The sequence below is a fragment of the Pseudomonas palmensis genome, from assembly GCF_017848315.1.
Lineage (GTDB): Bacteria > Pseudomonadota > Gammaproteobacteria > Pseudomonadales > Pseudomonadaceae > Aquipseudomonas > Aquipseudomonas palmensis.
The window spans coordinates 183418-201019 of the sequence record NZ_JAFKEC010000003.1 but is presented as its reverse complement, the minus strand read 5'-3'; the positions used below and the strand labels follow the sequence as shown (position 1 = coordinate 201019).

The 17602-nt window shown below is 65.2% G+C and carries 23 protein-coding genes; 10 read left to right on the top strand and 13 right to left on the bottom strand.

The features are described from left to right. The first annotated feature begins 6 nt into the window (after positions 1-6). The gene (locus JZZ72_RS03465; protein WP_043861567.1) at positions 7-387 is read left to right on the top strand and encodes a RidA family protein; all 381 of its coding nucleotides are present in this window, start codon (positions 7-9) and stop codon (positions 385-387) included. A 57-nt stretch (positions 388-444) separates the two neighbouring features. Further along, positions 445-1179 (top strand): hypothetical protein, encoded by a 735-nt coding sequence (locus tag JZZ72_RS03460; RefSeq protein WP_043861566.1) that lies wholly within the window; start codon positions 445-447, stop codon positions 1177-1179. Between the two features lie 12 nt (positions 1180-1191). Here JZZ72_RS03460 and JZZ72_RS03455 read toward each other — a convergent pair whose 3' ends face one another. Next, positions 1192-2049, bottom strand: a complete 858-nt coding sequence (locus JZZ72_RS03455; protein ID WP_210014039.1) for an SDR family oxidoreductase — start codon at positions 2047-2049, stop codon at positions 1192-1194. 196 nt (positions 2050-2245) lie between these two features. Between JZZ72_RS03455 and exbB the strand changes: the two genes are divergently transcribed. From exbB to JZZ72_RS03425, 6 genes are all read left to right on the top strand, one after another. Further along, positions 2246-3235, top strand: coding sequence for a tonB-system energizer ExbB (gene exbB, locus JZZ72_RS03450; protein WP_043861564.1), 990 nt, complete (start codon positions 2246-2248; stop codon positions 3233-3235). A 3-nt stretch (positions 3236-3238) separates the two neighbouring features. Next, positions 3239-3664 (top strand): TonB system transport protein ExbD, encoded by a 426-nt coding sequence (gene exbD, locus JZZ72_RS03445; protein ID WP_043861563.1) that lies wholly within the window; start codon positions 3239-3241, stop codon positions 3662-3664. Continuing rightward, on the top strand, positions 3661-4404 hold the full coding sequence (locus JZZ72_RS03440; RefSeq protein WP_043861562.1) for an energy transducer TonB: 744 nt from the start codon (positions 3661-3663) through the stop codon (positions 4402-4404). The genes exbD and JZZ72_RS03440 overlap by 4 nt, the downstream gene beginning before the upstream one ends. Before the next feature lie 94 nt (positions 4405-4498). Next, positions 4499-5419: a hydrogen peroxide-inducible genes activator gene (locus JZZ72_RS03435; protein WP_043861561.1), complete on the top strand. Its 921-nt coding sequence runs from the start codon at positions 4499-4501 to the stop codon at positions 5417-5419. A gap of 9 nt (positions 5420-5428) precedes the next feature. After that, positions 5429-7504, top strand: a complete 2076-nt coding sequence (recG, locus tag JZZ72_RS03430) for an ATP-dependent DNA helicase RecG (RefSeq protein WP_043861560.1) — start codon at positions 5429-5431, stop codon at positions 7502-7504. A 77-nt stretch (positions 7505-7581) separates the two neighbouring features. After that, a complete protein-coding gene (locus tag JZZ72_RS03425) occupies positions 7582-8982 on the top strand; it encodes an aminoacyl-tRNA deacylase and HDOD domain-containing protein (RefSeq protein WP_210014038.1) in 1401 nt (466 codons plus the stop codon). A gap of 24 nt (positions 8983-9006) precedes the next feature. Here JZZ72_RS03425 and JZZ72_RS03420 read toward each other — a convergent pair whose 3' ends face one another. The 12 genes from JZZ72_RS03420 to JZZ72_RS03365 all read right to left on the bottom strand — a co-directional run bounded on the left by JZZ72_RS03420 (position 9007) and on the right by JZZ72_RS03365 (position 15959). Further along, positions 9007-9384: a helicase gene (locus tag JZZ72_RS03420; RefSeq protein WP_210014037.1), complete on the bottom strand. Its 378-nt coding sequence runs from the start codon at positions 9382-9384 to the stop codon at positions 9007-9009. A gap of 110 nt (positions 9385-9494) precedes the next feature. After that, entirely contained in the window at positions 9495-10358 is an 864-nt protein-coding gene (locus JZZ72_RS03415; RefSeq protein ID WP_196932051.1) for a hypothetical protein, read from the bottom strand. Further along, complete coding sequence (locus JZZ72_RS27725) at positions 10355-11056, bottom strand: hypothetical protein (protein WP_236066220.1); 702 nt, start codon at positions 11054-11056, stop codon at positions 10355-10357. Before JZZ72_RS27725 ends, JZZ72_RS03415 begins: the two co-directional genes overlap by 4 nt. Beyond that, positions 11047-12027 (bottom strand): SEL1-like repeat protein, encoded by a 981-nt coding sequence (locus tag JZZ72_RS03405; protein ID WP_147303848.1) that lies wholly within the window; start codon positions 12025-12027, stop codon positions 11047-11049. Before JZZ72_RS03405 ends, JZZ72_RS27725 begins: the two co-directional genes overlap by 10 nt. Then, positions 12024-12575: a hypothetical protein gene (locus JZZ72_RS03400; RefSeq protein WP_078481447.1), complete on the bottom strand. Its 552-nt coding sequence runs from the start codon at positions 12573-12575 to the stop codon at positions 12024-12026. The genes JZZ72_RS03405 and JZZ72_RS03400 overlap by 4 nt, the downstream gene beginning before the upstream one ends. Next, on the bottom strand, positions 12572-12928 hold the full coding sequence (locus JZZ72_RS03395; protein WP_043861556.1) for a hypothetical protein: 357 nt from the start codon (positions 12926-12928) through the stop codon (positions 12572-12574). Before JZZ72_RS03395 ends, JZZ72_RS03400 begins: the two co-directional genes overlap by 4 nt. Then, on the bottom strand, positions 12925-13251 hold the full coding sequence (locus JZZ72_RS03390) for a hypothetical protein (protein WP_088513975.1): 327 nt from the start codon (positions 13249-13251) through the stop codon (positions 12925-12927). Before JZZ72_RS03390 ends, JZZ72_RS03395 begins: the two co-directional genes overlap by 4 nt. Further along, positions 13251-13463: a hypothetical protein gene (locus JZZ72_RS03385; protein ID WP_043861554.1), complete on the bottom strand. Its 213-nt coding sequence runs from the start codon at positions 13461-13463 to the stop codon at positions 13251-13253. The genes JZZ72_RS03390 and JZZ72_RS03385 overlap by 1 nt, the downstream gene beginning before the upstream one ends. Further along, positions 13453-13878: a hypothetical protein gene (locus tag JZZ72_RS03380; protein WP_078481443.1), complete on the bottom strand. Its 426-nt coding sequence runs from the start codon at positions 13876-13878 to the stop codon at positions 13453-13455. The genes JZZ72_RS03385 and JZZ72_RS03380 overlap by 11 nt, the downstream gene beginning before the upstream one ends. 272 nt (positions 13879-14150) lie before the next feature. Continuing rightward, on the bottom strand, positions 14151-14426 hold the full coding sequence (locus JZZ72_RS03375) for an HU family DNA-binding protein (protein ID WP_008366879.1): 276 nt from the start codon (positions 14424-14426) through the stop codon (positions 14151-14153). Between the two features lie 186 nt (positions 14427-14612). Further along, complete coding sequence (locus tag JZZ72_RS03370; protein ID WP_054916465.1) at positions 14613-15761, bottom strand: NAD(P)/FAD-dependent oxidoreductase; 1149 nt, start codon at positions 15759-15761, stop codon at positions 14613-14615. A gap of 30 nt (positions 15762-15791) precedes the next feature. Beyond that, positions 15792-15959 carry a rubredoxin gene (locus JZZ72_RS03365; protein ID WP_007954349.1) on the bottom strand — a complete coding sequence of 56 codons (168 nt, stop codon included), beginning with the start codon at positions 15957-15959 and terminating at the stop codon, positions 15792-15794. Positions 15960-16127: 168 nt separating this feature from the next. Here JZZ72_RS03365 and JZZ72_RS03360 point away from each other — a divergent pair, with 168 nt between their 5' ends. After that, positions 16128-16694, top strand: coding sequence for a chorismate--pyruvate lyase family protein (locus JZZ72_RS03360; protein ID WP_210014036.1), 567 nt, complete (start codon positions 16128-16130; stop codon positions 16692-16694). Continuing rightward, positions 16694-17584, top strand: coding sequence for a 4-hydroxybenzoate octaprenyltransferase (gene ubiA / locus JZZ72_RS03355; protein WP_054916464.1), 891 nt, complete (start codon positions 16694-16696; stop codon positions 17582-17584). Before JZZ72_RS03360 ends, ubiA begins: the two co-directional genes overlap by 1 nt. The last annotated feature ends 18 nt before the right edge of the window (positions 17585-17602 follow it).

Here is a 17602-nt window from a genome sequence, read left to right as displayed (position 1 = left end):
GTCACCATGACCAAGACCGTCATCACCAGCGACAAGGCCCCAGCGGCCATCGGCACCTACTCCCAGGCGATCAAGGCCGGCAATACCGTGTACATGTCGGGCCAGATCCCGCTGGACCCGAAAACCATGGAGCTGGTCGAAGGCTTCGAAGCCCAGACCGTACAGGTGTTCGAAAACCTCAAAGCCGTGGCCGAAGCTGCCGGCGGCTCGTTCAAGGACATCGTCAAGCTGAACATCTTCCTGACCGACCTGAGCCACTTCGCCAAGGTCAACGAGGTCATGGGCCGCTACTTCGAACAGCCCTACCCTGCCCGCGCCGCCATCGGCGTCGCTGCGCTGCCACGCGGCTCGCAGGTTGAAATGGACGCGATCCTGGTCCTCGAGTAATACCTCGCGCGGCGGGCCGGCCGGCTCGCCGCCGCACTGTTCTGGAAGGACCCCGCCATGCGCCACGCGCTTGCCCTGGCTCTGGCCGCCGCACTGTTGAGCGGCTGCGCCAGCCACAAACCCGAAGACTACAACGGCATCTGGATCAACCAGCAGGCCATCGATGCTGCCGCCAAAGGCGTGAGCCTGCGCAAGGCGCTGCAGGACAGCGGCGGCAACCTGGAATGGAAGGTCAACGTCGCGGCCGAACAGGCCAGCTACACCAACGGTTTCGAGATCGTCGAAGGCCAGCTCAAGGCCGGCGAAAAACAGCGGGACGTGGTATTCCCGGGGAATGAGATACAGACGCTGAGCCTGGATGGCGACGAACTGGTGCAGCACGCCACCCCGATGGCGCCGCAGCACAGCTTCCAGAAGGCCAGCTCTCCCGCCCCAATGGAAGCCCGCACCGGGACCACCTTCGAGCAGGCGCTGTACGGCGCCTACCTGAAGGGTGACTGGAAGGTGATCGAGGGCCCTGGTCAGGGCAATGTCGTGCGCTTCGGCGACACGGGCAGTGTCGAGGGCCTGCCCAATCTGGACCGCTACGCACTGTGCCTGGCCGGCGACTGCGCCAGCATGAGCGGCGAGTACGACAGCCTGTGGCTGGAGCGCAACCAGCAGGGCAACCCGTGGATCTTCAAGCGTGATGGCAAGACGCTGGAAATCCTGCGTGCCCTCAACAGCGCCCAGCCAGACGAGATGCCGCAGCTGTATCCCGGCGCCCGGCAATGGCTGCTCGAGCGCGACTGATCAGGTGAGCCCTCAGGGTTGCGCCGCCAGAATCGCCGCGTAGCCTTCCTTGTAGCTCGGGTACTGTGGCACCCAGCCCAGTGCCCGGGCACGCGCATTGCTGCAGCGCTTGCTGCCGGTGCGCCGCACACGCTGCTGCTCCGACCAATGCGTGACGCCCATGTACTCGCGCAACCAGGCCACCACGTCGGCCAATGGCGCCGGCGCATCGTCCACCCCGATGTAGCAGTCCTCCAGCGCACGCCCTGACGCATCGGCCTTGAGCAGGAAGGCCAGCAGCCCTGCCGCGTCCTCGGCATGGATGCGGTTGCCGTACAGCGGCGGCTCTTCGGTCACCCGATACCCCTGGCGCACCTGGCTGAGCAGCCATTCGCGGCCCGGCCCGTAGATACCGGTCAGGCGCACGATGCTGGCCGGAATGCCGCTGGCCAGTGCCAGCTGTTCGGCCTGGAGCATGACCTGCCCCGAATAACCTGACGGCAAGGTGGCGGCGGTTTCATCGATCCACTCGCCGTCCTGCTGGGCGAACACACTGCTGCTGGACACGAACAGCAGGCGCTGCGGTCGCTGGCCACGCTCGGCCAGCCAGCCCAGTACATGCTTGAGGCCCTGTACATAAGCCGCCTGATAGCCCGCCTCGTCATGCTGGCTCGCGGCCACGCAGTACACCAGGTAGTCGGGTGCGACCAAAGGCCAATCGGTCGGGCACTGCGGGTTTTCCAGGTCTGCCGCGATGCCGGCAACCCCCGCGGGCAAGGCCGCCACATTTCTGCGCAAACCGCTTACCGACCAGCCAAGGCCCAGCAATTGCTGGGCCAGACGGCCACCCACATCGCCGCAACCGACGATCAGAACTGAAGGCGAAGACATCCGCACACTCCGTCAGACAAAGCCACAGCCTATCTGTGGAAATCGATAGGCGGCTAGTTAATATGCAAAAAAAGATACTGTGTATCTTCTGTTAACAAGAATTACTTGCAATAATGGCCGCCCAAATTTTGTTCTCGGCCCGACTCGAGGCCTGGAAGGACAACCACCCATTTCTTCTTCATCAGGTCCGGCCAGCATGACACGTATTCAACCTTCCGCTTCGCCAACCCTGTCGCGCGCCTGGCGCGCCATTGCCGCGCTGATGTTCAGCCTGGTACTGGCCCCCGCCGCCATGGCCGATGAGCCCGCCGCACAGAACGCCACACCGGCCGCCGCCGTTGCCCCTGCCGATGCTACCCCGGCCGCACCTGCTGCCCCGGGCGCCGAGCCTGCGGATGCCGCCGCCGCGCCGGGCGCTGCCCCTGTCGAAGGCCAGGCCGACGACGCCACCCAAGCGCTGGTCGAAGACACCAGCCTGGGCATGGCCCACGACCTGTCGCCATGGGGCATGTACCAGAACGCCGACATCGTGGTGAAGATCGTGATGATCGGCCTGGCCATCGCCTCGCTGATCACCTGGACCATCTGGATTGCCAAGGGCTTCGAACTGATGGGCGCCAAGCGCCGCCTGCGTTCTGAAATCGCCCTGCTGAAGAAGGCCACCAGCATCAAGGACGCCAGCGAAACCGCCGACAAGCCCGGCACCCTGGCACACCTGCTGGTGCACGATGCCCTCGAGGAAATGCACCTGTCGGCCAATGCCCGTGAAAAAGAAGGTATCAAGGAGCGCGTGAGCTTCCGCCTCGAGCGCCTGGTCGCGGCCAGCGGTCGCAACATGAGCAGCGGTACCGGCGTGCTTGCCACCATCGGCTCCACCGCTCCGTTCGTCGGTCTGTTCGGTACCGTGTGGGGCATCATGAACAGCTTCATCGGCATCGCCAAGACCCAGACCACCAACCTCGCGGTGGTTGCACCCGGTATCGCCGAGGCCCTGCTGGCCACCGCCCTGGGCCTGGTTGCCGCGATCCCCGCAGTGGTCATCTACAACGTCTTCGCCCGTTCCATCGCCGGTTACAAGGCACAGGTTTCCGACGCTTCGGCGCACGTGCTGCTGCTGGTCAGCCGCGACCTGGACCACCAGCCAGGCGAGCGTTCCGCTGCGCCACACATGGTGAAAGTGGGGTAAACCATGGGCCTGCATCTTAACGAGGGCGGCGACGATCTCGCCGAGAACCACGAAATCAACGTCACGCCGTTCATCGACGTGATGCTGGTACTGCTGATCATCTTCATGGTGGCGGCGCCCCTGGCCACGGTCGACATCAAGGTCGACCTGCCGGCCTCGACCGCCAAGCCCGTGCCCAGGCCGGAGAAGCCGGTGTTCCTCAGCGTCAAGGCCGACCAGAACCTGTACGTCGGCGACGATCAGGTGCAACGCGACCAGCTGGGCGCGGTACTGGACGCCAAGACCAAGGGCGACAAGGACACCACCATCTTCTTCCAGGCTGACAAGGGCGTCGATTACGGCGACCTGATGGAAGTCATGAACACCCTGCGCGCAGCCGGCTACTTGAAGGTCGGCCTGGTGGGACTTGAGACGGCAGCCAAGAAATGACCAATACGCGGCATAAACTGGCGCGCTACGGCGTCAGCCTGGCGATTGTGCTGGCCGTGCATGCCGTTGCCGTGGTGCTGATGCTCAACTGGTCGGTGCCCCAGGCAATCGAACTGCCGCCTGCGGCGATGATGATCGAGATGGCGCCGATGCCCGAGCCGGCCCCACCACCGCCGCCGAAGGTCGTGGCCCCGCCACAGCCGCCGACGCCGGTCGAGGAGCCACCACTGCCCAAGGTGGCAGAAGCGCCCAAACCGAAAATCGCGATACCCAAGCCACCGCCCAAGCCCAAGGCCAAGCCCCAGCCTCCGAAACCGGAGAAAAAACCGGAGCCGCCGCAGGACAAGCCGGTCGACCAGGAAACCGTGGATTCCCCGCCAAGCAACGCTCCGGCGCAGAAATCCGCAGCACCGGCGCCAAGCATCGCCGCCAACAGCAATGCCCTGCCGACCTGGCAGAGCGACCTGTTGCGTCACCTTGGCAAGTACAAGCGCTACCCGGAAGACGCGCGTCGACGGGGCCTGCAGGGCATCAACCGGCTGCGCTTCGTGGTCGACGCCGAAGGCAAGATCCTGTCGTACTCGCTGGCCGGTGGTTCAGGCAGCGCGGCACTGGACCGGGCAACCCTGGAAATGATCCGCAAGGCTCAACCCGTGCCCAAGCCGCCTCAGGAACTGCTCAACAACGGCAGTATCGAAGTGGTCGCGCCGTTCGTGTACTCGCTGGACAAGAAACGCTGAGTTGTTTGTTTCTGTCACACGCACGCAAGTCTGATAACGTGCGTCTATCGATTGCAGCCGCTATGCTGGGCTCGCAACTTCATGGACGCACGTTATGACCCTCACAGAATTGCGCTACATCGTCACCCTCGCTCAGGAACAGCACTTCGGCCACGCGGCCGAGCGTTGCCACGTCAGCCAGCCGACCCTGTCGGTGGGCGTGAAGAAGCTGGAGGACGAGCTGGGCGTGCTGATCTTCGAGCGCAGCAAGAGCGCGGTGCGCCTGACCCCGGTCGGCGAAGGCATCGTGGCCCAGGCGCAGAAGGTACTGGAGCAGGCCCAGGGCATCCGTGAACTGGCCCAGGCCGGCAAGAACCAGCTGACCGCGCCGCTCAAGGTGGGGGCCATCTATACCGTCGGCCCGTACCTGTTCCCGCACCTGATTCCGCAACTGCACCGGGTTGCCCCGCAGATGCCGTTGTACATCGAAGAAAACTTCACCCATATCCTGCGTGACAAGCTGCGCAACGGCGAGCTGGACGCGGTGATCATCGCCCTGCCGTTCAATGAAGCCGACGTGCTGACGCTGCCGCTGTACGACGAGCCGTTCTACGTGCTGATGCCCAGCGAGCATCCCTGGACAAAGAAAGAGACCATCGACGCCAGCCTGCTCAACGACAAGAGCCTGCTGTTGCTCGGCGAAGGCCACTGCTTCCGCGACCAGGTGCTGGAGGCCTGCCCGACCCTGACCAAGGGCAACGACGGCGCCAAGCACACCACGGTGGAGTCCAGCTCGCTGGAAACCATCCGCCACATGGTCGCCTCGGGGCTGGGCGTGTCGATCCTGCCGCTGTCGGCCGTGCATAGCCATCACTACGCGCCGGGCATCATCGAAGTCCGCCCATTGAGCCCGCCGGCACCGTTTCGCACCGTGGCGATCGCCTGGCGCGCGAGCTTCCCGCGGCCCAAGGCCATCGAGATTCTGGCCGACTCGATCCGCCTGTGTTCGGTGGCCAAGCCACCCGCCGCACCTTAGGGCCCGAGCATGACCGAGTTGTCGAAGGTGTCGGTCACGGCACTGAAGGGCGTTGGCGAAGCCTTGGCCGAGAAGCTGGCCAAGGTTGGCCTGGAGAACATCCAGGACGTGTTGTTCCACCTGCCCCTGCGCTATCAGGACCGCACCCGCGTGGTGCCGATCGGCGCCCTGCGCCCGGGCCAGGATGCAGTGATCGAAGGCGTGGTCAGTGGCACCGACGTGACCATGGGCAGGCGCCGCAGCCTGCTGGTGCGCCTGGGCGATGGCACAGGTTCGCTGAGCCTGCGCTTCTACCACTTCAGCAACGCCCAGAAAGAAGCGCTCAAGCGCGGCACCCACCTTCGCTGCTACGGTGAAGCGCGCCCCGGCGCCTCGGGCCTGGAGATCTACCACCCCGAGTACCGCGCCCTGACCGGCGACGAGCCGCCCCCGGTCGATACCACCCTGACCCCGATCTACCCGACCACCGAAGGCCTCACCCAGCAGCGCCTGCGCCAGCTGTGCCAGCAGAGCCTGGGCCTGCTCGGCCCGCGCAGCCTGCCCGACTGGCTGCCGCTGGAACTGGCACGCGACTACCAGCTGGCACCGTTGGCCGATGCTATCCGCTACCTGCACCACCCGCCGGCCGATGCCGATGTCGAAGAACTTGCCGTGGGCCACCACTGGGCCCAGCACCGCCTGGCCTTCGAAGAGCTGCTGACCCACCAGCTGTCGCAGCAGCGCCTGCGCGAGAGCCTGCGCGCCCAGCGGGCCCCGGTGTTGCCCAGGGCGAGCAGGCTGGCGGCCCAATACCTGGCCAACCTGGGCTTCGCTCCAACCGGCGCACAGCAGCGCGTGGGCAACGAGATCGCCTACGATCTCAGCCAGCCCGAGCCGATGCTGCGCCTGGTGCAGGGCGATGTGGGTGCCGGCAAGACCGTGGTCGCCGCGCTCGCAGCCCTGCAGGCGCTGGAAGCCGGCTACCAGGTGGCGCTGATGGCCCCCACCGAGATTCTTGCCGAGCAGCACTTCGTCACCTTCAAGCGCTGGCTCGAACCGCTGGGCATCGAAGTCGCCTGGCTGGCCGGCAAGCTCAAGGGCAAGGCGCGCACCGCCGCGCTGGAGCAGATCGCCGCCGGCGCGCCAATGGTGGTGGGTACCCATGCGCTGTTCCAGGAAGAGGTGAAGTTTCACAACCTGGCGCTGGCGATCATCGACGAACAGCACCGCTTTGGCGTACAGCAGCGCCTGGCCCTGCGCCAGAAAGGCGTGGGCGGCCAGTTGTGCCCGCACCAGCTGATCATGACTGCCACGCCGATCCCGCGCACCCTGGCCATGAGCGCCTATGCCGACCTCGACACCTCGGTGCTCGACGAGCTCCCGCCGGGGCGTACCCCGGTCAACACTGTACTGGTGGCCGACAGCCGCCGCATCGAAGTGGTCGAGCGCGTGCGCGCCGCCTGTGCCGAAGGGCGCCAGGCCTATTGGGTATGCACCCTGATCGAAGAGTCCGAAGAGCTGACCTGCCAGGCCGCCGAAACCACCTTCGAAGAGCTCACCAGTGCCCTGGGCGAGTTGCGCGTGGGGCTTATCCACGGGCGCATGAAGCCGGCCGAGAAGGCTGCGGTGATGGCCGAGTTCAAGCAGGGCAACCTGCAACTGCTGGTGGCCACCACCGTGATCGAGGTGGGCGTGGACGTACCCAACGCCAGCCTGATGATCATCGAGAACCCCGAACGCCTTGGTCTTGCCCAGCTGCACCAGTTGCGCGGGCGAGTCGGACGCGGCAGTGCGGCCAGCCACTGCGTACTGTTGTATCATCCGCCACTGTCGCAGATCGGGCGTGAACGCCTGGGGATCATGCGCGAAACCAATGACGGCTTTGTCATTGCGGAGAAAGACCTGCAACTGCGTGGCCCGGGCGAAATGCTCGGGACCCGCCAGACCGGCCTGTTGCAGTTCAAGGTCGCCGACCTGATGCGCGACGCCGACCTGCTGCCGGCGGTGCGCGATGCTGCACAGGCCCTGCTGGCACGCTGGCCGGACCACGTCAGCCCGTTGCTCGACCGCTGGTTACGCCACGGGCAGCAATATGGCCAGGTGTGACGTACCTCCCATGTCGACGCGGGCCGCCCCCATCGAGCCGGCTATACTGGCCGCTGAAAAAATACTGGATACAGACCATGACTGAAGTTGCCCTGGATACCGCAACCCCCCACACACCGTCTGTTATCCGGTTGCTGCTCGACAAGCTCGGCATCGCCTACCGCGAGGTCATCGACCACCCGAAGCTGCCGCCCGAGGCCAAGGTCCAGGCCGTGCTGCTCGACGACGCGGTCGGTGCGCTGATGGTGCTGTTCCCGCAGAACCAGCTGCTGGACCTCAGCCACCTGACCGAGCTGACCGGCCGCAAGCTCACCGCCGTGCCGCTCGAGCGGCTCGAACTGATGCTCAAGAAGCACGGCCTGACGATCCTGCCCGCCATTCCGGCGCTGACCAGCTCACCGTGCCTGTACGAGGAGCGCCTGCTCAAGCAGCCGGCCCTGCTGATTCATTCCGGATCCCCCGGCCTGCTGCTGGAAATCCACAGCGAGCACTTCAGGAAGATGCTGGCCAAGGCCAGTGCCGGGCATTTCGGTGTACTGCTCAGCGAGATCCGCCCCAACCTCGACCGTCCGGCCGATGACAGCAAGGAGATCACCGAGGCGGTGCAGGCATTTACCGCACGACGCATCCAGCAGCGCCTGGAATCGACCATCGAGATCCCGCCGCTGGCCGAGACCGCACAGAAGATCATCAAGCTGCGGGTCGACCCCAACGCCACCATCGACGACATCACCGGTGTGGTCGAGACCGATCCGGCGCTGGCCGCGCAGGTGGTCAGCTGGGCCGCCTCGCCCTACTACGCCTCCCCCGGCAAGATCCGCTCGGTGGAAGACGCCATCGTGCGGGTGCTGGGCTTCGACTTGGTGATCAACCTGGCGCTGGGCCTGGCCCTGGGCAAGACCCTGAGCCTGCCCAAGGATCACCCGCAGCAGACCACCCCCTACTGGCAGCAATCGATCTACACCGCCGCCGTGATCGAGGGCCTGACCCGCGCCATGCCCCGCGCCGAGCGTCCGGAGTCGGGCCTGACCTACCTGGCCGGGCTGCTGCACAACTTCGGCTACCTGCTGCTGGCGCATGTGTTCCCGCCGCATTTCTCGCTGATCTGCCGCCACCTGGAGGTAAACCCGCACCTGTGCCACAGCTATGTCGAGCAGCACCTGCTGGGCATCAGCCGCGAGCAGATCGGTGCCTGGCTGATGCGCTTCTGGGACATGCCCGAAGAGCTGGCCACCGCCCTGCGCTTTCAGCACGACCCGAATTACGCGGGCGACCATGCCGCCTTCCCCAACCTGGTGTGCGTGGCGGTACGCCTGCTGCGCGCGCGCGGCATCGGCTCGGGGCCGGACGACCGCATCCCCGACGCGTTGCTGGAGCGCCTGAACATCAGCCGCGAGAAGGCCGAGGACGTGGTGCACAAGGTGCTTGAAGCCGAATCGCTGCTGCGTGAACTGGCGTCACAGTTCACCCCGCACTGACAACCTGAAGCCTGGGCGCTGCGCTCAGGCTTTCTTCTTGCGCGGCATCAGGTACTTCATCAGGCCCTGGAACCAGATCACCAGGGCCGGGTTGCCCTTGATCTGAATCGACTTGTCCTGAATCCCCTGCATGAACGCCAGCTGCTTGTTCTTGGCCTGCAGCGTGGCGAAGCCGTAGGCGGCATCCTTGAAGGCAATGGCGAACGCAGGCTCGGCATGGGTGCCACCCTTGCTGCGGATGCGCTGTTTGCTGACGATGAAGTGCCGGGCGACCTTGCCGTCGAGGGTCTGCAACTGGAACACCAGGTCCTTGTCCTTCAGTTGCTGCTGGAACGCCGGGTTGTTGCGGCTGGCCCGGGCCATCAGCAAACCCATGGCCCAGAGCAGAAAACGAAACTTCATATGCGCCCCTAGGCGAAAAGTGACTGAGGGGCGCAGTTTAGCTTTTTTGCGACCAAAGGCTACAGCCGACTTCGCTTTGTTGAAGGCGACTGTATGTCAGGGTGTGCGGCCTACCGGTTGGGGTCGGCAGCCGGTACCGCATCCAGGCGCAGTTGCACCCGTGACGGAATCTTCTGCGCCGCGCCGGCCTCCAGCATCTGCTGGCGATAGCGCGCGTAGTAAGGGCCGGCTTCGCGCGAGTTGCCGTAGCCCCAGAGAATATCGGCAATGTTCAGCTGCAGCGCCCGACGCCCCTGGGCAAAGGGCTCGATGGCGCGATAGATGCGCAGCATCAGGTTGGGGTTCCAGTCGTCGCCGATCAGGTAGCCCATGTCGTTGTAGCCGGGCACGTTGTCCTGGGGCGCATGGCAGGCCATGTAGGAATCCAGGCCCATGTACACCTCTTCGGCCAGTACGGCGTGACGCGCGGGTATCTCGCGGTTCTCGCTGCTGTGCAGCAGGCCTGCGACCTTGGCCGGCTTGATGGTTTCCAGCTTGGTAGCCCAGGGCAGCTTGTTCTCCGGCTGCCAGGCGCCGTTCTGCCAACGGCCCACGCAGTACTGGGCCAGCCGCGTGGCCATCACACAACCGGTGTCCATCGCCACCATGTCGCAGCGCAGCGTGGGGGGCGTGAACTGCCGCCCCGACTGGCGCAGGCGGTAGAGCATCACGAAGCGCCCGTCAGGCGACACTGCCGAAGCGTCGCCATCGATCGCATCCCGCGCAAACTCGTGCGGGTACAAGGTGAAGCTCTTGCCATTGGCGCCTTGCCACTGCACCGCATGCCAGCCGTTCTCCTCGGCGCTCCATTTGGAGAACGAAAGCTTCGCCCCGCCTGCGCCCTCGATGGTTTTTTCGGCAGGTACTGCGGCATGGGCAGTGCCTGCCAGTGACAGTGACAACGCCAAGGCAACGGCGTGAGGGGTACGCTTCATTTCGAACCCTTGAAGATGAGGTTGAGAAAGTGACGGTGCAGCTGCGCATTAGCGCCGATGGCCACCAGGGTCACACTGGCAGACAGCGTGCTGTAGAACAGCGCCCGCAGCGGATGCTCGGGCCACAGGTAGAAGCCGATGATCGCCACCATGAACACCGTGGCCTGTACCTTGCCCCACACTCGTGGCAGCAGGGCGATCAGCAGGTTCATGCCGACGAAGAACCAGAACACCATGTACATCGCTATGCCAACGGCTACCCCGCGCGACGTCAGCCCGCCGGCGTACTGCTTGTACCAGCTCACCAGCGTGCCGTTTAGCGCCACGTAGGCCACCACCGCAAACAGGTGCACCACTATCGGCAGCACCCAGCGCAGCAACTGGCGGTGGGTGACCGGGCTGTCGCCACGCCAGTGTTCGGGCAGTGGCGCCAGCCCGGGCGACGGAGGCTGGTTGTCGATGTGCGCCAGATACTCTGCCCAGCCACGCGGTGCGTTGTGGCGCAGCAGGTAGGCCTGCTGGCGGGCCTTGCCCAGGCGCAACCAGAACGGCCACCAGCAGTAATGCCAGTAGTGTTCGAAATCGCCCTGCAGGCTGCCCAGCCCCTGCGGGTCGAGCTCGGGAAAACTGACCCAGGGCGCGGGCGGGCTCAGCGCCGGGTCTTGCAGGCATTCGCGCCAGTTGTGGGCTACAGGCATGGCTGGTCCTTGTCGGCGCGGGCGCCGCGTTTGATCATCTCCTGGGCATTGAAGTCCGCCCAGTCTGCGCCGTGCGCCACCGCCTCGGTGTAGCAGGCCAGCGAGCGTGCCGGTTGGGCGGGCACGATTTCACCGCGCGCATACACGCTGCCCAGCTCGTTGAAGGCATTGCCCGAGCCCATCGCGGCGGACTGACGCAAGGCGTCGAGGGCCTTCTGCGGGTGTTTGCAGGTGTTGTCGTCGGGGCGGTACTGGCCCTCGTCGCAATAGAAGCTCGCCAGCATCAGTGCCCCTTCAGGCACAGTGGCCGACGACAGGCGCAGCAACTGCTCCAGGCGCTGGTTGCTCAGGCGCGGCGCCATGCCCGACAGGCTGATTGCCGCAGCGCTGTAGGCAGCGTAGGCAGAGCCCTGGTCCACGGCATCGAGATAGCTGTTGAGCGCAGCGATGAACAGCTGCTTGTCGATGGGCTTGATTTCACCCTGGCCCAGTTGCTCGTAGGCATCGCCGCGCAGCAGCGCACGCACGCCGGGGGCGGCATCATCGCGGGTTTTCACGCTCTTGAGCGCGTCGCTCGGCGACCAGTCCTCGACCCGCGCCAGCGCCCAGCAGTCGGCCTGCTCGAAGATGAATGCCTGCAACACCTCGCCGCGCTGGTCGCGCAGGTAAACCCGGTCGGGCAGCGCGATTTCACGGATCAGCCCGTTGGCCGCCACCCGCTCCGACGACAGCTGCGAAAGATCAGGACGCAGGGCCGGCTCGAGCTTGCGTACCACCGGTTGCGGCCCCTCGGGCCCGGCCTGGAGGCGCTGCTCGACCAGGGTATGGGCGGTAAAGTCGGCCTGCAGCTGCGCATCCTCGGCAAACGCCTTGAAAAACATCGCGAAGTCGCGGCTGGGGCAAACCGGCGCGGCCTGCGCCAGCGCACTTGCCAGCAGGCCGGCCAGCAGCATCGGGATACTCGACTTCATGGCTGATACACCGGGGGCGGGTTGATGTAGTACTCGGTTTGCGTGCAGGGGTAGTCGCTGACCCACACCAGCCACAGCCACAGGTCCCAGATGTAGCGCACCAGGTGCTCGGGCTTGCGGCAGCGGGCCTGTTCTTCGGCCACGGTGTAGTCGGTATTGGCGATGAAGCTGTTGAGCCAGTGCGGCTCCCATTGCGGCATGGCGATGTCGAAATGGCGGTCGCGCTTGTTGAAATTGATCCAGTAGATGCCCACTTCGGCTTCATCCTCGAAGTCGCGCATGTCCAGCGACTGCAGGTCGTACAGCGGCGTGCGCCAGACCTCACCCGGGCGCTCGCGATCGGTCACGCGCATGTAGCCCATGCCGCCGAAAGGTATCAGCCAACTGCGCGCCGGCACGTTCTGGAAACGGTAGCGCCCCGACTCGCTGACGAACGAGGTCTGTCCGGGTGCCTCGATCAGCGCGTGAATCTGATAGCCCACCCACGCCAGCACGCCCAGCACCACCAGCCAGCGCCACAGTTGCTGCTTTACGGTCGGGCTGCTCATTTACGCCTCAGCCAATGCGAGATCAGCACCGCCGACAGGCTGAGGCCGCCCGCCAGGCAACTGAAGAAGTACGCCCGCACCGGGTGCTCAGGCAACAGCCACCAGAGGATCAACACGATTTGCGCGGCCACCAGCCAGTACTTGAGCTTCCAGTTGGTCAACAGGGGCAGCACCACATTGAGCGGCACGAACACCCACATCACCAGGAACACAATGCTGCCGGAGGACACGCCACGGGCGGTAAAGCCGCCGTAGTGGCCCTTGTACCAGTCCACGGCAATATCGTTGAGCACCCCGTAGAGCACGATGGCCAGTGCATGCAGGGCGACATTGATCAGCAGTTGTCGCTTCATTTGGGCGGCGTTCCTTGCAGCGCATTGCACCAGCTGCGCACATCGTCACGGTCGAACGCCGGGCAGTGATTGTCCTTGGCGATATAGCGATAGGGGTGAGCGGGCTCATGCGTGAAGTGGTAGTAGTAACGGTCGTCCTCGCCGTACAGCCAATAGTTCGATGAGCCCTGGGACACCTGATACGGCTCGAAACTCAGCAGCGACGATTCGGCGGGGATGAAGTTGTCGCGGTCCATCAGCAGCATCAGCAGGTTGCCGAACAGCGGCGTGCCCACCCCCAGCGCCAGCACGGCCACCAATACCACTCCGATTACTGCCTTCATCACGGTACCTGGGTATTCATGCAGTAGGTGCCCACACCGTGCAGCAGCACCACCGCCAACAGGCAGCCAAACGTCAGCAGCCTAACCCAGCGCGTGTTGCGCTGGCGCTCGCCGAGGTTCAGCAGCAAGGCGAACAGGCACAGGATGGCCAGGCTGCCGAACAGGTTGCTGTCGGCGAGACCTGCCAGGTAATTCTTCAGCTCAAGGTCCATTGCACAGGCGCCTTTGCGCCGCCAGCAGCAGCGCGGTCAGGGTGACGAAAAAATAGCCGGCGCCCAGCAGGTAGGGCACAAAGGCCACCCACATCAGCATCAGGCCCAACCCGGCGATACGGCCGGTGAGCAGGTAGACCAGGCCATACAGCACCCAGGGCAGTGCGTAGAAAGGGACGCACCACAACGGCGCCCACCACAGGTGCCGAGGCGCCAGGTGCAGGCGGCGGCTGGCCCACAGCGCGAACAGGGGGTAGCCAAGCAGGCCGAAGCCCAGCAGGTAGATTTGCAGGAACGGCTCGAAACCGGTCACGCGCAGGCCGTACTGGTAGACATCCAGGCACAGCAGCGAAACCAGGCATACCCAGGGTAACCAGACGTAGAAGCGATAGGGGGGCGCACAGCTCACAGGCATGAGCCGAACGATTCGATGAATGATGAGTTGCCCATGCCGCTCCCTCCCTGGAACACCGCCGCGCGGGTGTGGGCGGCGGCGTATGCTAGTCACAAGCACGGGGCACGGCAATAGCGCACTGCACGGTGGGTTCCTCGCCGGCAACGCCGGCTCCTGCAGACGGCGGTTATCTCCTGCAGGCGCCGGCATTGCCGGCGAAGAGCCGCCACACAAACAAGAACGGGCACCTTGTAGGGGTGCCCGCTCTTCAATGCAATCAGTAGCCCACGGCCTTACGGATTGACGCTGTCCTTGAGGAACTTGCCTGGCTTGAACGCCACGGTGTTGCTGGCCTTGATCTTCACCGGCTCGCCCGTCTGAGGGTTCTTGCCGGTGCGCGCGCCACGGTGGCGCTGCAGGAACGTGCCGAAGCCTACCAGGGTGACGCTGTCTTTCTTGTGCAGCGCGTTGGTGATTTCTTCCAGTACGGCATTGAGCACGCGGTTGGCCTGCTCCTTGGTAAGGTCGGCTTTCTCGGCAATGGCTGCGGCGAGTTCTGGTTTACGCATGGTGAAGCCCCTCTGACGGATTTTTTGTTGTTATGCCGTGCTGCCTTGCAGGCAGCGCCTAAGGCACCGCAGGCTCTAAACTGCGGCAGACGGGTGTGAGAATGGCACGCCGCCAGTGGCCGCGCCAGTCTCTGGGCGGCCATTGTTCAGGCAATGGCAGGGTATATCCGACAGAACGACAGCTATTTATGCCAGCAACGGCGGAAGTTGACGGTTCAGCGCCAGCTTTTCCATCACTGCCGTACCGGTCAATACATAGCCCAGCAGTTGGCCATCGGCATCCCGGCAGAGCACCTTGATGTCGCTGCCCTGCCCTTCGACCTGCCACTGGCCTTCGCGGGCGCGTGGCGGCGGTGAAACGACCAGCGGGCATACCGGGGTCTTCACCGTGATGGGCATAGGCCCGTAGCTGACCACCGTCGGATTGCCCGCCAGGGTCTGCGCCAGCGCGCGCGCGCAGGCCATCAGCGGCATCACGTACAGCAGGTTGATGCCGTCGACCTCGGCACAGTCGCCCAGGGCATGGATATTGGCGTGCGAGGTGCGCAGGTGGCGGTCGACCACCACCCCGCGATTGACCTGCAGGCCAGCGGCGGCAGCCAGGTCGATGCGGGGGCGCAGGCCGATGGCCGATACCACCAGGTCGCAGACGATCACACTGCCATCGGACAGATGCGCTTGCAGGGCATCGGCCGAACGTTCCAGGCGGGTCAGCACCGGGCCCAGGTGAAAGCGCACACCAAGCCCTTGCAGCCCAGCCTGCACCGCAGCCGCGGCGGCCGGGTGCAGCAGGGTCGGCATGACCTGCTCGCAGGGGGCGACGATGTCGATCTCGAAGCCACCCAGGTGCATGTCGTTGGCGAACTCGCAGCCGATCAGCCCGGCGCCCAGAATCAGTACCCGGCGCTTGCCGGCCGCCGCGGCGCGAAAGCGCGCGTAGTCTTCGAGGTCGTTGATCGGGAAGATCGCATCGGCTGCGTCGCCCTGCACCGGCACCTGAATGGTCTGCGCGCCCAGCGCCAGCACCAGGTCGCGGTACGGCACCTGCTCCTCGCCGATCCACAGGCGCTTGTGGCCCGGGTCGATGCCGCTGATGCGCGTATGGGTACGCACCTGGGCCTTGAGCTGCTCGGCCATGGCCCCCGGCTCGGCCATGCTCAGGCCGTCGGCGTCCTTGTCCTTGGCAAAGCCGGTGGACAGCATCGGCTTGGAATACGAGCGACCATCATCGGCGCTGATCAGCAGCAACGGCGTCTCGCCGTCGAGCTTGCGAAATTCGCGGGCGAGGTTGTAGCCCGCCAGCCCCGTACCGACAATCACCACCGGATCGCTCATGCCTTCATCCCTTCCCTGTATAAAAAATGATCAGTTGATTTCGATCATCTCGAAATCCATCTTGCCCACGCCGCAGTCCGGGCACAGCCAGTCTTCCGGCACGTCCTGCCACAAGGTGCCCGGCGCAATGCCGTCATCCGGCCAGCCATCGGCCTCGTTGTAGATAAGCCCGCATACCACGCATTGCCACTTCTTCATGATCGCTCTCCCTCCAGTAATCCAGACGCACATCGGTTGTGATCATTACAGTCTTGGCGCTGCATGGATCGTCAGGGGGCTTTGTACTGAGGCTGGTGGCGCGATGCAAGCGCAACCGGCAAACATGCTAAGCTCGGCGCCTCACTGGCTTGTAACCGCATACCTACCGTGCCGTACGAAACCTCGCAAGTGCCCGCGCCACACTGGCTGCAGCAGCAAACGCCGCTGGCCGCAAGCGCCGACCCCCTTACCGCCGACTGGCTGTTCGACCAGGGCTCGTTGACCCGCCGCCTGACCCGATTATCCGCCGATCACTTCAGCGTGACCCCCCTGTACGAGGGCTGGCAGCCGCTGCGCGCCGACGAGTGCACCAGCCTCGGCCTGGCCCCGGGCAGCGAAGGCTGGGTGCGCGAGGTGTACCTGCGCGGGCATGGCCAGCCGTGGGTGTACGCACGCAGTGTGGCCGCGCGCAGCGCCCTGCAGCAGGGCGGCCTGGACATGGAAGCGCTGGGCAGCCGTTCGCTGGGCGAGTTGCTGTTCTGCAGCCCCGGGTTTACCCGCCAGGCCATCGAGGTGTGCCACTACCCTGCCGCCTGGTTGCCCCGCGAGCAGCGCCATGACGGCCTGTGGGCACGCCGTTCGCGGTTCGACCAGGGTGAACTGAGCATCCTGGTGGCCGAGATCTTCCTGCCCGCCCTGTGGCAGGCCACCGACACCCGCCTGGAGGACCGCTGATGTACCTGAGCCTGCTCAAGTCGCTCAATCGCCTGCACCCCCGGGCCTGGGACTTCATCCAGCTCAGCCGCATGGACAAGCCGATCGGCATCTACCTGCTGCTGTGGCCCACCCTCACGGCGGTATGGATCGCGGCCAAGGGCACGCCCACCGTGGCCAACGTGCTGATCTTCCTGTTCGGCGTGGTGCTGATGCGCGCCGCGGGCTGCGCGATCAACGATTTTGCCGACCGCAAGGTCGACGGTCACGTCAAGCGCACCGCCGAACGCCCGCTGGCGGCCGGGCGCATCAGCGGGCGCGAGGCGCTGGTCCTGTTCGCGACCCTGGTGGGGCTGAGTTTCGTGCTGGTGCTGTGCACCAATGCGCAGACGGTATGGCTGTCGTTCGGCGCCGTGGCGCTGGCAGCCTGCTACCCGTTCATGAAGCGCTACACCTATTACCCGCAGGTGGTGCTGGGCGCGGCCTATTCCTGGGGCATCCCCATGGCCTTCACCGCCGCCACCGGCGAGCTGCCGGCCATCGCCTGGCTGCTGTACATCGCCAACCTGCTGTGGACCGTGGGCTACGACACCTACTACGCGATGGTCGACCGCGACGACGACCTGAAGATCGGGGTCAAGTCCACCGCGATCCTGTTCGGCGAAGCCGATCGCGCCATCATCCTGACCTTGCAGCTGCTGTCGCTGGGCTGCCTGCTGATGGCCGGCAACCGCTTCGAGCTGGGTGGCTGGTTCCACCTGGGGCTGGTAGGCGCGGCGCTGTGCTTCGCCTGGGAATACTGGTCGACCCGCAGCCTGGATCGCGACGCCTGCTTCAAGGCCTTCCTGCACAACCACTGGGCCGGGCTGCTGGTGTTCATCGGCGTGGTACTGGACTACGCCCTGCGCTAGCCGCCCCCGGGGGCGGCC